This window comes from Rhodococcus sp. FH8 (genome assembly GCF_019266085.1).
Lineage (GTDB): Bacteria > Actinomycetota > Actinomycetes > Mycobacteriales > Mycobacteriaceae > Rhodococcus_F > Rhodococcus_F qingshengii.
This window is the reverse complement of the sequence record NZ_LPNQ01000080.1, coordinates 442,069-459,504: the sequence shown is the minus strand read 5'-3', so window position 1 is coordinate 459,504 and position 17,436 is coordinate 442,069. Positions and strand designations below refer to the sequence as shown.

Genomic DNA, 17,436 nt, shown 5'->3' with positions numbered 1-17,436 from the left:
CCGAATGGTTGAACGGTCTTGCGTTGGACATTGTTCGGCGACGTCATAGTCACAGTCCTCCCTCCAGGATTCGAGTCACCAGACCGGCCAACAAAGTGGCGCGCGGGATCATCTGATCTATCTCTACGTGTTCTGTCGCTGCGTGGGCGCCACCGCCGACGGCACCGAGGCCGTCCAACGTGGGAGTTCCTACTGCGGCAGTGAAATTTCCGTCCGATGCACCGCCGACGGCGCAGTCGCGCAGCATCCCCAAACCGCTCTCACTGCTGACCTGGTGAGCGAGAAAGTACAGCTTCTCCGAAGACACTGATTCCAGTGGTCCACGGTTGGGGCCTCCGGACACCGAAATTCGACTTTCGGCCAGCGCCGGTGTCAGTGCACGGATCGAACGGTCGATGCGTTCCTGTTCCTTCGCCGACCACATGCGAACGTCACACCACAGTTGCGCTTGCGCTGCAACAGTATTGGTGGTCGTGCCGCCACTGATCACGGACGGCACCACCGACGTTCCCGCCGCCGGGTCCGCGAGCTCCACCACGGCCTGAATCTGGTGTGCGAGCTCCACTACAGCGTTCACACCTCGTTCCGGTTCCAGTCCGGCGTGTGCAGCGCGTCCCTCGATGTCGACGCAGTACAGCGACATACCCTTGCGCGCGGTCTTCACTGCGCCGTCGGCTGCGGCTTCGAGGACCAGCACCGCGTCGACCTGACGTGCTTGCTCCTCGATCAGTGCGCGCGAGGTCGGGGAGCCGATTTCCTCGTCGGAATTGAGGAGCACGACCACCCCGTCGAGCGACGGAAGCGATGCGAGCGCGTGGAAGAGCTGGACGATGCCGGCCTTCATGTCGAAGACTCCGGGTCCGGTGGCGATGTTGTCGGTGACAGACCAGGGCAACTCCGCGAGCGTTCCGAGCGGCCAGACGGTGTCGAAATGGCCCAGGAGCATCACCTTCGGCTCCGCGCCGAACGACCAACGCAAGTGCTGGCGCCCGTCGATGCGGATACGTTCGGGGGTGCTTCCGAGGTGGCGTTCGCCGATTTCGGCCACCACGTCCGCACATGCATCGACTGCGCCGAGATCGGAACTGGGCGACTCGGCGGTTACCAACGCCGCCAGGTCTGCCACCATTGATTTCTTGTCCACTCCGACGCTCTCCTGTCACCGACTTGCAACTTCGCAGTCAAGCTTGGTCGAAGCGACCCTGTCGGATCTTGTCCAAGACTCCTGTCCTTCGGGCTCGGATTCGTCGTGTGTCACGAACAGCTGGGTGTCATCAAGCAGCTGGGTGTCATCAAGCAGGTGTGTCAGGTACCGATCTCTGTTCGGGCGGCAAACAGCTCGGGAAAGAAGCTCAACTCCAGCGCACGTTGCAGGAAGCCGGCACCACCACTCGAACCGCCGGTCCCCTTCTTCATGCCGATCACCCGCAGCACGGTCCGAAGGTGCCGGAACCGCCACAGCTGAAAGCTCTCCTCGAGGTCGACCAACTCCTCGAACGCCTCGTACGCCGTCCAGTGCTGTTCGACGTTCTCGTAGATTGCTTTGACCAGCGGAATCAGTTCGTCGTTTCGCACGTAGGGCGCGCTGACGTCTCGTTCGAGAGCCGACGCCGGAACGTCGTACCCCTGCCTGGACAGGTACCGCCAGAACTCGTCGTACAGTGTCGGCTCCCCGAGCAGGGTCTCCAACAATCGATGGGCGGACGGATCCGATTCGAACACCTTCAGCATGCCCGCGTTCTTGTTTCCGAGCACGAATTCCACGGCGCGGTACTGGTACGACTGGAACCCCGACGAGTTGCCGAGAACGCCCCTGAACTCCGCATACTCCGCCGGCGTCAGTGTCGCCAACACCGACCACTGCTCGGTCAAGGTGGCCTGAATATGTTTGACACGTGCGATCCGCTTGAACGCAACCCGAATGTCGTCGGCAGCGATCGCTGCTCTGGCCGCCCGAATCTCGTGGAGAAACAGCTTGAGCCACAACTCGCTGGTCTGGTGCTGAATGATGAACAAGAGTTCGTCGTGGTGTTCCGGCTCGCTCACCGGGTGCTGCGAATCCAGGAGGGTGTCGAGTCCGAGGTAGGCCCCGTAACTCATCTTCCCGGAAAAATCGGTGACGACGTCGTCTTCGATCTTTCGTGTGCCGTCCGTTGCCGACATCTTCGGTCTCCTTGTCAGAATTTCGCCGGGGTCTGAGGAACGATCATGGCCACCAATGCGGCAGCGCTCGTCGCTCCGACCAGGACTCCGAATGCAGCCATGTACGAGAACTGGTCCACCATCCATCCCATCACGAGCGGGGTGATGAAACCGGCGAACTGACCACAACCGTTGATCAAACCCATTCCGGAACCGAGGAATTCGGCCGGAAGTGCCCGCAACGGCATCGCGAAGATCGACATCGAACACAGACCGCTGATGCCTAGAGCCAACGTCTCGTAGAACGTGAACATCGCGACGGTGTCAGCGGTGGTCATCAGGAACAAAAGGACTGCCGACGTGGCCATACACGGAACCAGAAGGATCCTGGCCCGGTCGTGGAAGTACTTGTCCACCAACCGCCCGCCCACAATCGTGGCCAGCGCCGTGACGATGAAGGGGATTGCGGCAAAGATTCCCGTGTCGATCAGCGAGAGTCCCTTGTCGTTGAGCAGATAACTCGGCACCCAGGTCATCAGCCCGTACGCGGACATGTTGGCCAGGCAGAACAGAATCGCGAACTTCCACACCGACGCGGACTTGAACACGGCGGCGCGAGAGTGCTCGCTCGCCAGAGGTTGCAAGGCTGCCTCGGGATCTTCCGAGATTTCGGTGTCCAGCGGTGCGGGCAGCACCAACCACACCACCGTGCCGATCACTGCGCCGACGATCGCCACCAGCCAGAACGCGTCACGCCACCCCACGGCCATGAGGACCGGCGCGATGATCAGCGGTGCGATGCCGGGGCCGAGGTTGTTGGCGCCGAGCATGAAACCCATCGCGGTCGCTCTGGTTTTCGGACGCGTCCGCTCAGCCAAAGCCTTGAACGACGCCGCTGGAAAGAGCCCCTGGCTGATGCCGAACATCGCACGCATTACCATCAGCGAGACGAGACCCCACGCGAACCCTGTCAACGCTGTGAACACCGACCACAGGATCAAAGCAACGATCAACAGGGGCCTGGGTCCGAAGCGGTCGGCCAACATTCCGCCGGGGACCTGCCCGAGCATGTAGAAGATCGCGAATACCGAGACCACGCCACCCAACTGCGTACTGCTGAGCGAGAATTCGTCGCCGATCATCGGAAGCGCAAGCCCGATCATGACGCGATCCACCATGTCGATCAACCAGATGGTACTGAGCAGCCCCACCGTAACGGTGGTCGTGCGACGAATCGACTTGTTGTCCATCATTTTTCGAACCGAACCGTCGCTCACCCGCGACGGTGCTTCCACTGTGACGCGTTCCGCCTTCATCAAGCCTCCCGAATTGTCTTGTGTCGCATGGACTGGAACATTGAAAAGACTGATGAAGTGTGACAGCGAACACGTCTACCGCATTGGTCCGTTTCACCAATAGCCGAAGCAACGTTTGGTCGGTCGGAACATGTTCTGCCCCAGGAGATGACAAATGCCGCCGGCGCACACGGCGTCGGCGGCATTTCGCGATGGAGTCGCTACTTCATCACGTGCGATTGGCGACTGCCACGATCGTCGAGACGCCTGCGGCTGCAAGCCGGGCATTGACAGTGATCAGACCGAGAATGTCGTCGACGCTGCCGAGTGTGTGCGAAATCGTACGATCCGAAATCCGTCGCGAGCCGGGAACAGCCTCGGCGAGTTCAGCTCCCGTGGTGGTGGGGTGAACGATCTCGAGGGTCCATTCGTCACGCAGCTCGACCGGCTTCAGTGTGTCGGCCTTACGCACTGCGCGCTCGGCTCCTGCTCGGATCTGCTCGCACGCCAGCGACGGCGGCAGCGAATTGGTTGCCGACCATCCATGTGCCTTCTTGACCTCGACGGTCTCGGTTGTCGGCGAGGCCGCGTCGACCAAGCCGCAGATGATGTCGTCACCCGTCACCAGGCCGACGGGAACGCCCTGGGTGGCAGCGTAGAGGGTGTTGACGTCGGTCTCCGAGACGGACTTGCCGTCGAGGCGGACGTCGGCGAACAAGCTCGAGAACGTGTGCGCCAGGACGCCGGGCCCACCGGCTGGTGCGTGATAGCCGACAAACAGAGCGACGTCGTGATCGGACGTCAGTCCCTCCGCCATGCACTGCATCTTCGGTGTTCCGAAGATCAGACGCGCCCGTGGATCCAGGTCGGCGTGAAGCAGATTGTCCATCGTTCCGTGGCTGTCGTTGACCAGGACGCTCGTCGCACCGGCGTCGAACGCACCGGCGATCGCGGCATTGGTCTCGGCGGTCATGAGCATCTGCGCACGGTGGTAGCCGCCACCGCCGCGGATCGTCTGATCGAGCGTCGCGATACCCGCGATACCCTCCATGTCCACCGAAATATAGACGTGCATTCCTGTCCTCCATCGATCTCAATCGGCTGAATTGATAACTTCGCTTTCACCTTCACACTCGAGCGCATCCGTTTCTTGTCCGCTCGAACGGTGAGTCGGCCTCCATTTGGGACGTTCACACCAGAATCCGATACCCGAGCCGTGAAACCATCGGGACATTCGCCGGGCCAGGCGGTTCGACCAACGACAGGAGTGCAGCGCTGATGCAGGTCCACGACATCGTGTTCACCGGCGGCCGTGTCGTCGATCCCGCATCGGGGACCGACGAGGTTCGGGGCATCGCGATCACCGACGGCAAGGTCTCGGCGTGGGGTCGCGACGCGATCGAAGCCCGGCAGACGATCGACGTGACCGGTCAGGTCATCTGCCCCGGATTCATCGACCTGCACAGCCACGGACAGGAAATCGCCGAGCAGCGACTTCAGGCATTGGACGGAGTCACGACGGCCCTCGAACTGGAAGCCGGCGTCATTCCTGTTGCAAAGGCATATGCCCGGGCCGGCGCCGAGGGCCGCCCGATCAACTACGGCTACGCGACGTCGTGGGCGCACGCCCGAATGATCGAACTCTCAGGGGCCGATCCCGACGGCGACATCAGAACGCTCCTGCACCATCTCGGTTCCCCGAGCTGGCAGGGCGAGCCCACCGCCTCCCAGCGCGCCCACATTCTCGAACTCCTCGAAAACGATCTGGCCGCAGGCGCTCTCGGCATCGGCGTGGTGGTCGGGTACGCGCCGAAATCCGATCCGGTGGAGTACCTACAGGTGGCGGATCTCGCGGCCCGAGCCGGCGTTCCCACCTATACCCATGCGCGCCCGCTCATCTCGGCCGATCCGTCGAGCCCGGTGGATGGTGCCGTCGAAATCGCCCGTGCAGCAGCCGAAACCGGCGCACACATGCACTACTGCCACGTCAACAGCACCTCGGGAATGCACGTCGACCACGCGCTGTCGGTGGTGGCACAGGTTCAGGCAGCCGGATCGCGCGTCACGACGGAGGCGTATCCGTACGGTTCCGGGTCGACGGCCGTCGGAGCTGCGTTTCTCGATCCCGACAAGCTGCACCTGATGAATCTGACACCACGGTCGCTGACATTCGTACCCACCGGTGAACGTATCGCGGACCGCAAGCAGCTGGAACATCTTCGGGCCACCGACCCCGGTGGGTTGGTGCTGGTGGAGTTCCTCGACGAGAACGACACCGTGCAGCGCGAATTCCTCGAACGGGCGATGACTTTCGATCGCGCCGCCATCGCGAGCGACGCGATGCCACTGACCTGGCCCGGCCGTTCGCCTGCCGACGCATTGCAGTGGCCACTGCCGAAGAAGGCGCTCGGCCACCCCCGCGGCGCCGGCACCTATGCACGTGCGATTCGTACGCTGTACCGCGAGCGTCGGCTGCTGTCGCTGTCGGAGATCATCGCGCGCTGCTCGTTGATCCCTGCGCAGATTCTGGAGGAGTCGGTTCCCTCGATGGCGACGAAAGGCCGGATCAGCCCCGGTAGCGACGCGGACATCCTCGTTTTCGACCCCGAGCGAATCACCGACAACGCCACGTACATCGACGGCACCCGCCCCTCCACCGGTATCAGCCGCGTGCTGGTCGGCGGAGTACCCGTCGTCGAAGACGGTGTCGTGGTCCAGGACGCGTTGCCTGGTCGCCCGGTACGCCGCTCGTAGCCGGATCTCATTCTGACCTGCATAGTTCTGACAGAAAGTCACCACACATGAACACATCGTCTGCAATCAACGGCACAATCGATGCCATGACGGATTTCGCGAACCCCCCGATCGGTTGGCAGCACAAGGCCTTCGGCACCGACCTCGAAGGTCGCGACGGTTCCGACCTCGAGCCGCTGGGGATCTCGGCACTCGACGGCAACCTCCTGCTACCCGTGATGACACTCAACCGTGCAGCGATCGCGCACAATGTCGACCTCATGGCGCAGTTCTGCTCCGACCACGATGTGGATCTGGCGCCTCACGCGAAGACCACGATGAGCCCCGAACTGGTTCGACGGCAGCTCGACGCCGGGGCTTGGGCGATGACGGCGGCAACCGTTGCGCAGGCACGCATTCTGCGTGAGTTCGGTGTGGACACCATCATCATCGCCAGCCAGGTTCTCGATCCCGCCGGTATTCGGTGGATCTGCGACGCCCAGGCCACCGACCCCGATTTCTTCGTCACCACCCTCGTGGACTCGGTCGAGAGCGTCCGCCTGATGGAACAGTTGATCGCAAAAGTCTCACCGGCCAGCCGTATCCGGGTTCTCGTCGAACTCGGCTACGACAGCGGACGCGCGGGCGCTCGCACTGTCGAGCAAGCACTCGACGTCGCACGCGCAGCATCGCAGGCACCTTCGTTGATACTCACCGGAGTCGAGGGGTTCGAGGGCATGATGCCCGGAGCCTCGGTAGCAGCCCGCCGTATCTCCGTCGATTCGTATCTCAAATCCGCGCGGGTTTTCACGGAAATCTGTGTGGCCGAGAACCTGTTCGAGAACAACTCCGCGAAGGCTCCCCAGCCACTGGTCACTTTCGGCGGCAGTGCGTTTCACGATCTCGTTGTGCGCGAACTGGCCGGACGGTGGGCACTCGACAACGGTGTACGCATCGTGCTGCGCAGCGGTTGCTATATCACCCATGATCACGGTCTCTATGCCGAAACTTCGCCGTGGGCTGACGGTCCGCGAACTCTGCAGGGAGCCGCAGAGGTCTGGGGTGTAGTGCTCTCCATACCTGAACCCGGACGGGTGATCCTGGGCTTCGGCCGCCGCGATGTCGGTTCCGACGCAGGCTTTCCCATAGTCCTGTGGCGCCGACGCGACGGATCCAACCGATCAGCACGAGAGCTGACGATCACCGCACTCAACGACCAGCACGCGTACGTCGACGTTCCGGCTGCCTTCGACGTGAAGGTCGGCGATCTGCTCGGTTGCGGAATCTCGCATCCCTGCACCACATTCGACAAGTGGTCACTGATTCCCGAGGTCGATTCGGATTACCGCGTCGTCGGTACGGTGCACACCTACTTCTGAGGGGCCGGTTGCGGTAATCCGGCGTCAGTCGTCCTTCGGGTCACGCGGCAATTCGACGCGGAACGTCGTCCCCTGCCCGAGGGAGGTCTCGACGCTGACGGTTCCGTCGTGCGCTGCAACCAAAGCCGAAACGATGGACAGGCCGAGACCGGCGCCCCCGGTCTCACGGGTGCGAGAGGTGTCGGCGCGGTAGAAACGCTCGAAGATCCGCGCGGCATCCTCGTCACTCAAACCCTGACCGGTATCCGAAACCTCGACCACCGCGGAGTTCTCGGTCGTACCGACACGAACGGTGACCTGCGCATCCGGCGGCGTGTGTTTGATCGCGTTGCCCACCAGATTGGCGACTACCTGACGCAGCCTGGCCTCGTCACCATGCACTTCGGGCAGGCCTGGGCCGCCGGTCATCTGAAGTTCGACAGTTCGATCCGGTGCGATCGCTCGTGCCGCCTGTACCGAATCCGCCGCAACTGCAAGCAGATCCACAGGCTTGTTCTCGAGTGGACGCTGTTCGTCGAGTCTTGCCAGCATGAGCAGATCTTCGACCAGAAGTCCCATCCTCGACGCCTCGCCCTCGATCCGGTTCATCAGCGTTTCCGTATCAGTCATGGCGCCTTGGCGATACAACTCGGCGAACCCACGAATAGTCGTCAAGGGTGTGCGCAACTCATGGCTCGCGTCGCCGACAAACCTACGCATCTTCTCCTCGGAACGCCGGGCCGATTCCTCCGAAGCCTCGGTCGCGGCAAATGCGTGTTGAATCTGCGCGAGCATTCCGTTGAGCGCCACGGACAGTCGACCGACCTCGGTGCGGTCATCGCGCTCCGGAACACGTCGATGAAGGTCGCCGGCGGCAATGGCAGCGGCGGTCTCCTCCACCTCGACAAGCGGACGGAGGCTCCGACGAACCACGAAATACGCTGCGCCGCCGAGGATCAGCAGGACAACGAGGCCGATGCCGAGTTGCAGGCCGACCAAGTCGTCGACGGTCTGCTCGTTATCTGTCAGTCGCACACCGATAGTCGTGGTCGTGCCGTCGCGGACCGTCGTGAGAACCCGCCAGTTCACGTCCGAACCGTCGCTCGATCCGACGGTGATCGGGCCGTTGGTGGAATCTTTCGACAGGTCGGGTTCGGTCGTCGTCGACTTGTCGTTCAGGATGATCACCCGTCCGTCCGGGGTCACGGTCCGAACGAAGAAGGGGCTGGGTGGGCGGGTGCCCGGGCCGACGTCACTGGGCGGCTGCAGGTCTCTGCTGTGCGGCTTTGCCCAACCGTCGACCGCTTCGTACAGCGTTTTGTCGGTTCGCTGGGTCAGTGAATTCTCGAGAGCAGAAGTGACCGCTACACCCGACGCCAACAGACCCAGCGCGGCCAACACCAGCAAGGCCGCAACCAGGGTGAAGCGCAGCGGCAGTGAATGGAGACGGAAACGACCCCGCTTCGGAAGCTGATCGTTTTCCGCGGCGGCGATCATTGCCGCGGTTCACGCATCACGTAGCCGACCCCACGCAATGTGTGAATCAGCGGTGTCTCCCCCGTGTCCACCTTGCGCCGCAGGTAGGAAACGTAGGACTCGACAACTCCGACCTCCCCACCGAAGTCGTAATTCCAGACGTGGTCGAGAATCCGCGGTTTGCTGAGAACCGTCCCGGCGTTGACCATGAAGTATCGGAGCAGTGTGAACTCGGTGGGCGAGAGTGCAACCAACTCGCCCTTCTTCCAGACCTCGCGGGTGTCGTCGTCGAGTTCGATGTCGGCGAACTTCACCCGCGGCGACTGCTCCGGCGCGACACCGCGACCGGCGCGGCGCAGGATGACCCGCAACCGCGTCACGACTTCTTCGAGGCTGAACGGCTTGGTCACGTAGTCGTCCGCGCCGAGGGTCAGGCCGCTGATCTTGTCGTCGAGCGAATCCTTCGCCGTCAGAAACAGGACGGGCGCGTCCACACCGTCGGCGCGCAGGCGTCGAAGCAGACCGAAGCCGTCCATCCCGGGCATCATGACGTCGAGAACGATCGCGTCGGGACGGAATGTCCGTGCGACGTCCAGGCCTTGGGCGCCGCTCGAAGCAGTTGCCACCTCGAAACCCTGGAATCGGAGGCTCACGGAGAGCAACTCCACGATGGTGGGTTCGTCGTCGACAACGAGGATGCGGGCTTCGGGGGTCTTGTCGGTCACGAGAACCATCTTCTCCCCTGCCACTGGATTCCCGCTGTATGTTCCCTGGGAGCTTCCTGTGAACGGCCGGGTGCAGGTGAAAGCTGACAGCAGGATCCCGGCAAGGATCCAGGCTTCGATCGGCTGGCAAGGCACACGTGACATCAGCGGATTCAGCTACTTCAACGCACTGTCGATGGAGACTGTATTCGCGGACGCTGCGGTGTGGGTCGCCGACGCAGTTCAGACAAATTTGGCCGGCTACGACTTCGTTCAGTGGCCGAGTCGAGGACGCCATCTGCTGGTTCCTCGACTTCGAGACGGGGAACCGGTGTGGATGGATCCGCACGGCGATGTGACGATCAGTCGTATCGGCGGGTTGTGCAAAAATTCGACGAATTATGCAGCAACGTAGCCCAGTTCAAATCGCTCAGCTCTACGGTCCTGTGGCGTCCGCGCTGGTCGGCGGTGTGGTAGCCGCGTACGCAGTGGCCGAGTCCCGAGTTGACGACTTCTCCTTCTCCGACGCCGGCGTTATCTCGGTGGTGATCACGCCGCAGTGGGCGGGAGCAACTGCCGCTGTGGTTGCGGCCGTCGGCGTAGCGCTACTGCATCGCTGGGGACGTGGCGGTCTCGCGAGTGTCTTCGCTGTAGTCGGCGCCCTCGCCATCGCGCTACCTGCATTCGTCCCCGTCTCCGCCCAGATTTCGGTGACTCTGAACGCAATCGGAGCAGGCGCTTTCCTCGCGGCAGCGGCATTTCCGACGAAGGGTCACCGCGGAGCACAAACCGCTCTCGGACTCGGCGTAACCACGACGACCCTGTACTTCGGCGCAGCGGACTTATGGCGCGATCGCGTCCCCAGGTGGTCGCTCACACTTCCGGGCGATTCCTACCCCGTGCCGTCCACGGTTCCCGTCTGGATTCTGCTCGCCGCAACTCTTCTCGTGGGTGGAGTCGCCGCACTCGCACGACCGAATCAGGAGCCGGGCGACATCGACGCACGCCTGGTGAAGCTGGGAGTTGTTCTGCCCCTGGTATTCACGGCTCTCTATGTGTGGTTGGGCTCGACGACATCACCTGGGTCATGGGTGATCGCGGTGGTATCGGCGGTTGCCGTTACCGTCGCACTGGCTTGGCGGTTGCCGCCACACGACGGTCGTTTCGTACTCGTCGGACTGGCAGTCAGCGCGGTTTCGGTCAGCTCGATTTCCTTTCCATCCGACTGGACCTGGGCGATGCCCGCGGGAGCTGCTGCCCTGGCGTTGGGCGTCGTCGTCGGCTGGAGAAGACCGATGCCGCAACTCGGGCTGGGACTCCTTGCCGTGACTGCACTCTCGGGATTGCTGGATGCCGCCCCGACCACGGTTGCCTACGTCCTCATCCTCCCGCTTGCGCTGGGACTGGCCGTCACGTCATGCATGCCTGTTGCCGTCGAAGCAGTCTCGAGCGGGGCGATGCTGCCCGTCGCTTTCACGTTGTTCTCGGTTTCACCGACCTTCTTGGACCTGGGCTCGCGGGAATTCGGGTGGTCTACCGGTGTGCTCGTCGAACACGGACCGGCCGCCGTGAACACGCCGATTCCTCTGACTGTTCTCGCTGCGACGGCGACGATCGTGGTGTCCGTGTCGACCATCCATCTGAAGAGAGTTCGAACGGCGGTGGTGACCTAAATCGCCAGCTGATCGGGTCGGAACGCAGAATTCTGTTGCTATGGTTGGGTGGTCAACGACGACATCCGGACGAGCGCACCGTACCCGGCCAGCGAAAAGACGGTGCCTTGGGAGTTGTTCACCATGGCATGGATCGTGCTCGTCATTTCCGGACTTTTCGAAGCTGTCTGGGCTACCGCACTCGGTAAGTCCGACGGATTCAGCAAGATGTCGCCCACCATCGTCTTCGTCCTCGGCCTGATCGTCAGTATGGCCGGCCTCGCGTATGCAATGCGTACCCTTCCCATCGGGACTTCCTACGCGATCTGGGTCGGCATCGGCGCCGCCCTGACCGTGGGATATGCGATGATCACCGGCGCGGAGTCCACGTCGATCGTCAAGATACTGCTGATCCTGGGCATCGTCGGCTGTGTCGTCGGTCTGAAGGTCCTTCACTGACCGGCGATCCTGGTGAGTGTTTGTGTGTTACCGGTTACAGTTAACGCATGAAACTGCTGGAGATGCTCACGCTTCCCCTACGCGCGGGCATTGCAGCCGCAGAGATCAGTTTGGGAATCGCCGAGCTGACGGTCACGACAGTTCGTATCGCCGTCGGTAATACCGGCGCGGTGACGGCGGGTGCTGCCGGCTTGGCAAGCCCCCGCGGACCCATGCAGATGATCCAGCAGTTGTCATCACTCACCGCTGACGATCGGCCCATCGGGCAGGCCTTGGCCCCCGGTGGGCCACTCGATCGACTTCTCTCTCCCGGCGGTCCGGTCGACAAACTGACTGCACCCGACGGCACTCTCGAACGACTGCTCGCTCCCGGCGGACCACTCGAAAGACTTCTTGCCCCCGGCGGACCGCTGGATAGGGTGCTCGCCGAGAACGGCGCATTGGAACGCTTGCTCGCGCCGGACGGTCTCCTCGACCGAATGATGGCGGAGGACGGTCCGCTGGAACGCCTGACAGCGCAAGACGGTGCCGTCGAACGCCTGACTGCCAAGGACGGTGTCATCGATCGCGCACTGGCCGAGAACGGCATCCTCGAAACACTCCTGGCAGAGAACGGCGCCTTCGAACGGCTCATCGCCGAAGGCGGCCCGCTTGACCAGATCGTTGCACTGTCCGACACCTTGACTTCCCTCGCCCCCAACCTCGAGCGGATGAGCGCGAGCATCGAGGTCCTTCAGGAAACCGTCGGAATCCTCAGCGCTGCAGTCGGTCCACTCGGAGAACTTGCCGGCAAACTTCCCAACCGGTGGCTCAAGAGCAAGAGCGACCGCCCAGGGCCTGACCTTCCGATCGAATCGGCATAACAAACGGTTACTCGCCGATTACGCGGTCAGTTGTTGATCACGATGTTGAGGTTGATGATGATTCCGCCGAAAGTCAGGATCGTGTTGGCCAAGCCAACGGTCATTCCACTGTTCAGAGCCGCGATCAGTCCGTTCATCGTCGTATCCCCTTCACTGTCTACGGGTTACGCGTACAAGATTGTGCGCTGGCGCTGACAATAGGCCAAGTTCGTGACCTGCGCGCCATTGCGGAGAAAACTTGTACCCCGGTCGCAGTTTCCACGTTAACTGTTGCAGGACAACATAATTCCAAGATCGGCGCACTACCCGCTAACGGCCGAATCAAACATCACGATTGGGCATACGCAGACCACTTCACATAACCGTCCGCCCCATCAGACACTTGTCCACCGAAACAGAGTGCACAACAGTTAGTCCGGTGCAACAATGAGACGAATCGGACATGCCTGCGACGTGATGGGGAAGGGTGGTTGAGACAATGACGGCGCCGCGCATCGCCAGAGGACACCGCGGCCCCACCGGGGGCCGAAATTCCGCGTCGCAGGACAGCCTGGACGCCGCCTCGGACGCCCTGCAATCGCTGTACGCGCACCTCGATCCACATGCCCAGGCGGAGCAATTTCTCGAACAAGTCTGCAGGCATGCCGTCGATCTCATCGCCGACGCCGACATGGCCGGAATTACCATCGGCGGTTCGGACACGACATTCCGAACCGTCGCCGCCACCCACCAACTTGTTCGCACCGTCGACTCGATCCAATTCCGACTGGACTACGGACCGAGTGTGACGTCGTCACGCACGGGAACCGTTGTCCGCGCACATGCCAGCGAAGCCCACAGCCGGTGGCCTCAATTCGCAAGCGCGGCAAAGGCAGTCGGCGCTGTCAGCTTCTTGTCCATGCCACTGCCTGGCCGGGAACGCCCGCTCGGAACCCTCAATCTCTACAGCCACGACCTCCGAGGTTTCACCGGCGCCGACGTGGCATTGCTCCAACTGTTCGCCGTGACCTCGGCCTACGCGCTGCACAGCTCGCAGCGCCTCGACATCGCCAGAAAGCACGCAATGGACCTCGAGCGAGCACTCGAATCGCGAGGCGTCATCGAACAGGCCAAGGGCATCATCATGGGCACCCACCACGTCGACGCCGACCGAGCCTTCCGCATTCTCATCCAGGACTCGCAGCGCAGCAACGTCAAACTGCGAGTGATCGCCCAGCAGTACATCGACGGCGCGATCGACCCGCGCCAGGCTACGAACAAGCCCGAGACCAACTGAACCGGGCGCCTATCGGCACCTCAGCAAATACAGAGGCACCCACCACGTTGATGAGTGCCTCCTCTTTCGGAGCCTCCTGTCGGGATTGAACCGACGACCTTTCGCTTACAAGGCGAGTGCTCTACCACTGAGCTAAGGAGGCGAAGACCGACGCGTTGCCGCGACTGACTTTGCGGAGCCATCATATCCAAGCCGTCGCGGTGGCCGCGCGCGGGTCACGTTAGATAGCGTGGGCCCCATGCGCAACTCCCACTCCGCCCCCTGATGGCGAAATTCACCGAAGTACTCACACGCCTGACGGGAAACCGGCAAGCCACCGTCGACACGGTCACGTCGGCTCCCGCACCGCTTCAACCGATCGACCTGACAGACGACGCCGTCGTCGCAGAGGTCCTGGACCTCGCGGTTCGGGTGGGCGAAGTCCTCCTCGCATCCGGAACCGCGGCCATGGACACCGCTGAGCAGGTGCAGTTCATCGCCGCCACGTACGGCCTTGCCCAGTGTGACGTCGACGTCACTTACAACTCGATTGTGCTCTCTGCCTATCGCGGCCCGACGCGACCGCCGGCGAGCACGATGCGCATCGTCCACTACCGCTCGATGGACTTCACGCGGCTGGCGGCCGTCGACCGTCTGACACGTCGTATCCGCCGTGAGGCGATCACACCGGACCAAGCGCACGACGCGCTCACAGCCATCACGACGGCGCCGCACCCGTACAACCGATGGACCGCGACCATGGCCTGGGCTGCGATGGCGGCTTCGGTCTCCGTCCTGCTCGGCGGCGGGTTCCTCGTTGCCACAGTCGCGTTTCTGACGACGATGGTCATCGATCGAGTCAACCGCGTACTGAACCGGTTCGGATTACCGTTCTTCTTCCAGCAGGTTGTCGGTGGTCTCATCGCGGCTGCGCCCGCCGCCACGCTCTATACATTTCAGGACCAGCTGGGGATCAGTATCCGGCCGTCGTTGGTCATCGCGGCCGGAGTGGTCGTTCTACTGTCCGGGCTGTCGTTGGTGGGCTCGGTCCAGGACGCGATCATGGGTGCACCCATTACAGCTGTCGCGCGATTCTTCGAAGTGGTGATGATGACGGGCGGCATCATCGCGGGCGTCGCAATCTCGTTGAGAATGACCGGGATGTTGGGTTCGACGCTTCCACCGATCAATGTGGAAGTCTCCACCATCACGCAGTTGCCGATCCTCATGCTCTCCGGTGCGTGTGCGTCGGTGTTCTACGCGCTCGCCTGCTACGCCGAGCGGCGTGCACTCACCGCGGCGTTCCTGGGCGGTGCGGCAGGCAGTGGTGTGTCGATCTTCGTGCAGACACTCGACGTCGGTCCCGTGATCGCCGCCGCAATCGCCGCAACCGTGGTCGGTCTTGCCGGTGGCCTGATGGCTCGCCGCGCACTGACGCCTCCGCTGGTTGTCGCGGTCGCAGGCATCACTCCCCTGCTCCCCGGTCTGTCGCTGTACCGAGGCCTGTACGCGCTGCTCAACGACCAGGTACTGATCGGATTGACTGCCTTGCTGTCGGCCTTCGGCATCGGCTGCGCCCTGGCCGCGGGCGTCACGCTCGGCGAATGGGGAGCGCGCACGCTGCGTCGTCCACGGATTCTGATGCGCGTGGACTCGCTACGTCGCCCGATGGTCCGCAAGCGCAGGCGTCGAGTTCCCGTCACCGAGAAGTAGGCGTCGTTCAAGCAGAAAGAGCTGGGCACCTGACGGTGCCCAGCTCTTTTCTGTTCACTCGGGGGTTCCGAGCGGTGAGAGAATCAGCTCTCGACTGCGTGCTTTCCACCGGCAGCCTGATCGGCTTCCATGGCCTCACGCAGGCTCTTCGGACGCATGTCGGTCCAGTTGGCCTCGACGTATTCGAGGCACGCCTTGCGGCTGTCTTCACCGAACACCACTCGCCAGCCGGCGGGGACCTCGGAAAACGTGGGCCACAGCGAGTGCTGGTCCTCGTCGTTCACCAGCACGTAGAAGCGGCCGTCTTCGTCATCGAAAGGGTTAGTGCTCATCTCGCCTCACTCGTTACGTACGTGTCTTGTGCGCCCAGACTAGCAAGCGCACCAGTTCGGTTCTGGTGGCTCAGCACCGACGCCAGAATCTCCCCCGCCCGCACTGCCACGTTCGACAGCAGCGACGACGTCAATCCGTGAGTCTGTTCTGTCCCACCCTGCAGATAGATACCGCCTGTCACGTCCTCCGTTACAGCCAGTCGATAATCCCGACTGACGTTACGCGGAACGGACGAATCCGGCACGAGTTCACCCAACAAATCGTCCAGAGGTGCCGGGGTGAAACCCGTGGCCAGAATGAGTGCGTCGCACGCCAGCGTGTCGGTCAAGCCGTCGAGATTGCTACGGACAGCCAGTTCGATGCCGGATTCGGTCTCCACGGCACTCGTGATCTCCGAGGCCCGACGCATGAACAGTCGCCGCGGCCCACGAACCATCTCCTGATATTCGGTGGCATACAGCTTGTTGATCAGTTCGATGTCGACGACCGAGTAATTGGTACTGCGGTGCAGATCGAGCAGTCGGCGTCGTTCCGCGGCGTCTGCACCGTGCAGCTGATCGACGGCTTCGGGATCGAAGATGCGGTTCGCGTACGGGCTGTCGTCTGCCGGGCTGTAGCCGTAGCGGGCAAAAACACTGTGAACTTCGGCGTTCGGGTAGTTCGCGTGCAGGTAGTCCACGATCTCCGCGGCACTCTGGCCGGCGCCGAGAACGACGAACCGGTTGTGTACGGGCTCCGGCATTGCTTCGAGATGGAAGAGGAACTGGTGATTGTGGAAGCACCGGGACGAAGGCGTCGCCCACTCCGGGATCCGCTCTTTCAGTCCGGCTCCGACAACGATGTTGCGCGCGATCACCGTTTCACCGTCGGCGGTGCGAACCGCAAAGCGATCGACAACGCCGTCGGAGTTCTTGATGCCCTCGACCCCGTCGACGGTTGTACCGAACTGCACGTCCGCGTCGACTCGTCGAGCTGCCCAGCACAGGTAGTCGTTGAATTCGTGGCGCGTGGGGAAGAAGGTCTGGTGGTTGACGAAGTCGACCAGTCGACCCTGCTCGAACAGATACGAGAAGAAGCTGTATCCGCTCTGTGGATTCCGGAACGTCACCAGGTCCTTCGGAAACGCGATCTGCATGGTGGCACCGTCGAGCAGCATCCCGGGATGCCACGCGAACTGAGACTGCTTTTCGAAGAACCGCGCGTTCACCCGATCAACGGCCGCACAATTTGCATTGTGTTCTTCGACAGCAATGGCCAACGCGAGGTTGGCCGGACCGAACCCGACGCCGACGATGTCGACAATGGCAGGTTCGGCGCTGGAGTCTCTTGGTGATTCACTCATTACAGGTAGTCCATCCCCGACGGAACGACCTGGTACGGCCGCCAATCGATGTCCCGAAGTAAGTAGCAAAGGCTACCCTTAATGAGGTGAGGGTATCAACACTGTGAGCCC

At 62.4% G+C, this 17,436-nt stretch carries 16 protein-coding genes, 1 tRNA gene and 1 riboswitch; of the genes, 8 read left to right on the top strand and 9 right to left on the bottom strand.

Going from position 1 to position 17,436, the window contains the following annotated elements; genetic code table 11:
• Positions 1-49: 49 nt before the first annotated feature.
• The 4 genes from ATN38_RS28805 to ATN38_RS28790 all read right to left on the bottom strand — a co-directional run bounded on the left by ATN38_RS28805 (position 50) and on the right by ATN38_RS28790 (position 4,512).
• On the bottom strand, positions 50-1,144 hold the full coding sequence (locus ATN38_RS28805) for a M20 family metallopeptidase (RefSeq protein WP_003945833.1): 1,095 nt from the start codon (positions 1,142-1,144) through the stop codon (positions 50-52).
• A gap of 161 nt (positions 1,145-1,305) precedes the next feature.
• Positions 1,306-2,163, bottom strand: coding sequence for a tryptophan 2,3-dioxygenase (locus ATN38_RS28800; protein WP_003945883.1), 858 nt, complete (start codon positions 2,161-2,163; stop codon positions 1,306-1,308).
• A gap of 14 nt (positions 2,164-2,177) precedes the next feature.
• Positions 2,178-3,458, bottom strand: coding sequence for an MFS transporter (locus tag ATN38_RS28795; RefSeq protein ID WP_099697015.1), 1,281 nt, complete (start codon positions 3,456-3,458; stop codon positions 2,178-2,180).
• A 208-nt stretch (positions 3,459-3,666) separates the two neighbouring features.
• Entirely contained in the window at positions 3,667-4,512 is an 846-nt protein-coding gene (locus ATN38_RS28790) for a M55 family metallopeptidase (RefSeq protein WP_007734371.1), read from the bottom strand.
• Between the two features lie 203 nt (positions 4,513-4,715).
• Here ATN38_RS28790 and ATN38_RS28785 point away from each other — a divergent pair, with 203 nt between their 5' ends.
• Both ATN38_RS28785 and ATN38_RS28780 read left to right on the top strand, forming a co-directional pair.
• Positions 4,716-6,191 carry an amidohydrolase family protein gene (locus ATN38_RS28785; protein WP_064443145.1) on the top strand — a complete coding sequence of 492 codons (1,476 nt, stop codon included), beginning with the start codon at positions 4,716-4,718 and terminating at the stop codon, positions 6,189-6,191.
• Between the two features lie 86 nt (positions 6,192-6,277).
• The gene (locus tag ATN38_RS28780) at positions 6,278-7,549 is read left to right on the top strand and encodes an alanine racemase (protein ID WP_231782955.1); all 1,272 of its coding nucleotides are present in this window, start codon (positions 6,278-6,280) and stop codon (positions 7,547-7,549) included.
• A gap of 24 nt (positions 7,550-7,573) precedes the next feature.
• On the opposite strand, the gene ATN38_RS28775 is transcribed toward ATN38_RS28780, so the two are convergent.
• Together ATN38_RS28775 and ATN38_RS28770 are read right to left on the bottom strand one after the other, a co-directional pair.
• Entirely contained in the window at positions 7,574-9,025 is a 1,452-nt protein-coding gene (locus ATN38_RS28775; protein WP_003945873.1) for a cell wall metabolism sensor histidine kinase WalK, read from the bottom strand.
• Positions 9,022-9,738: a response regulator transcription factor gene (locus ATN38_RS28770; RefSeq protein ID WP_007734368.1), complete on the bottom strand. Its 717-nt coding sequence runs from the start codon at positions 9,736-9,738 to the stop codon at positions 9,022-9,024. Before ATN38_RS28770 ends, ATN38_RS28775 begins: the two co-directional genes overlap by 4 nt.
• Positions 9,739-9,787: 49 nt before the next feature.
• Here ATN38_RS28770 and ATN38_RS28765 point away from each other — a divergent pair, with 49 nt between their 5' ends.
• The 5 genes from ATN38_RS28765 (at position 9,788) to ATN38_RS28745 (ending at position 13,958) form a co-directional block, all read left to right on the top strand.
• Complete coding sequence (locus ATN38_RS28765; RefSeq protein ID WP_007734367.1) at positions 9,788-10,123, top strand: hypothetical protein; 336 nt, start codon at positions 9,788-9,790, stop codon at positions 10,121-10,123.
• Positions 10,110-11,381: a hypothetical protein gene (locus ATN38_RS28760; RefSeq protein ID WP_218749163.1), complete on the top strand. Its 1,272-nt coding sequence runs from the start codon at positions 10,110-10,112 to the stop codon at positions 11,379-11,381. The genes ATN38_RS28765 and ATN38_RS28760 overlap by 14 nt, the downstream gene beginning before the upstream one ends.
• 43 nt (positions 11,382-11,424) lie before the next feature.
• Positions 11,425-11,490: riboswitch (guanidine-III (ykkC-III) riboswitch) on the top strand.
• A 14-nt stretch (positions 11,491-11,504) separates the two neighbouring features.
• Positions 11,505-11,819 carry a multidrug efflux SMR transporter gene (locus ATN38_RS28755; RefSeq protein ID WP_007734365.1) on the top strand — a complete coding sequence of 105 codons (315 nt, stop codon included), beginning with the start codon at positions 11,505-11,507 and terminating at the stop codon, positions 11,817-11,819.
• Positions 11,820-11,866: 47 nt separating this feature from the next.
• Positions 11,867-12,682 carry a hypothetical protein gene (locus ATN38_RS28750; RefSeq protein WP_003945831.1) on the top strand — a complete coding sequence of 272 codons (816 nt, stop codon included), beginning with the start codon at positions 11,867-11,869 and terminating at the stop codon, positions 12,680-12,682.
• A 478-nt stretch (positions 12,683-13,160) separates the two neighbouring features.
• Positions 13,161-13,958 carry a GAF and ANTAR domain-containing protein gene (locus ATN38_RS28745; protein WP_003945473.1) on the top strand — a complete coding sequence of 266 codons (798 nt, stop codon included), beginning with the start codon at positions 13,161-13,163 and terminating at the stop codon, positions 13,956-13,958.
• 70 nt (positions 13,959-14,028) lie between these two features.
• On the opposite strand, the gene ATN38_RS28740 is transcribed toward ATN38_RS28745, so the two are convergent.
• Positions 14,029-14,100, bottom strand: a tRNA-Thr gene (locus ATN38_RS28740).
• A gap of 122 nt (positions 14,101-14,222) precedes the next feature.
• Here ATN38_RS28740 and ATN38_RS28735 point away from each other — a divergent pair.
• Positions 14,223-15,650, top strand: coding sequence for a threonine/serine exporter ThrE family protein (locus tag ATN38_RS28735; protein WP_007734361.1), 1,428 nt, complete (start codon positions 14,223-14,225; stop codon positions 15,648-15,650).
• An 83-nt stretch (positions 15,651-15,733) separates the two neighbouring features.
• Here the strand turns inward: ATN38_RS28735 and ATN38_RS28730 are convergent, their stop codons facing one another.
• Positions 15,734-15,982 (bottom strand): MbtH family protein, encoded by a 249-nt coding sequence (locus ATN38_RS28730; RefSeq protein WP_003945538.1) that lies wholly within the window; start codon positions 15,980-15,982, stop codon positions 15,734-15,736.
• The gene (locus ATN38_RS28725; protein ID WP_007734359.1) at positions 15,979-17,325 is read right to left on the bottom strand and encodes a lysine N(6)-hydroxylase/L-ornithine N(5)-oxygenase family protein; all 1,347 of its coding nucleotides are present in this window, start codon (positions 17,323-17,325) and stop codon (positions 15,979-15,981) included. The genes ATN38_RS28730 and ATN38_RS28725 overlap by 4 nt, the downstream gene beginning before the upstream one ends.
• Between the last annotated feature and the right edge of the window lie 111 nt (positions 17,326-17,436).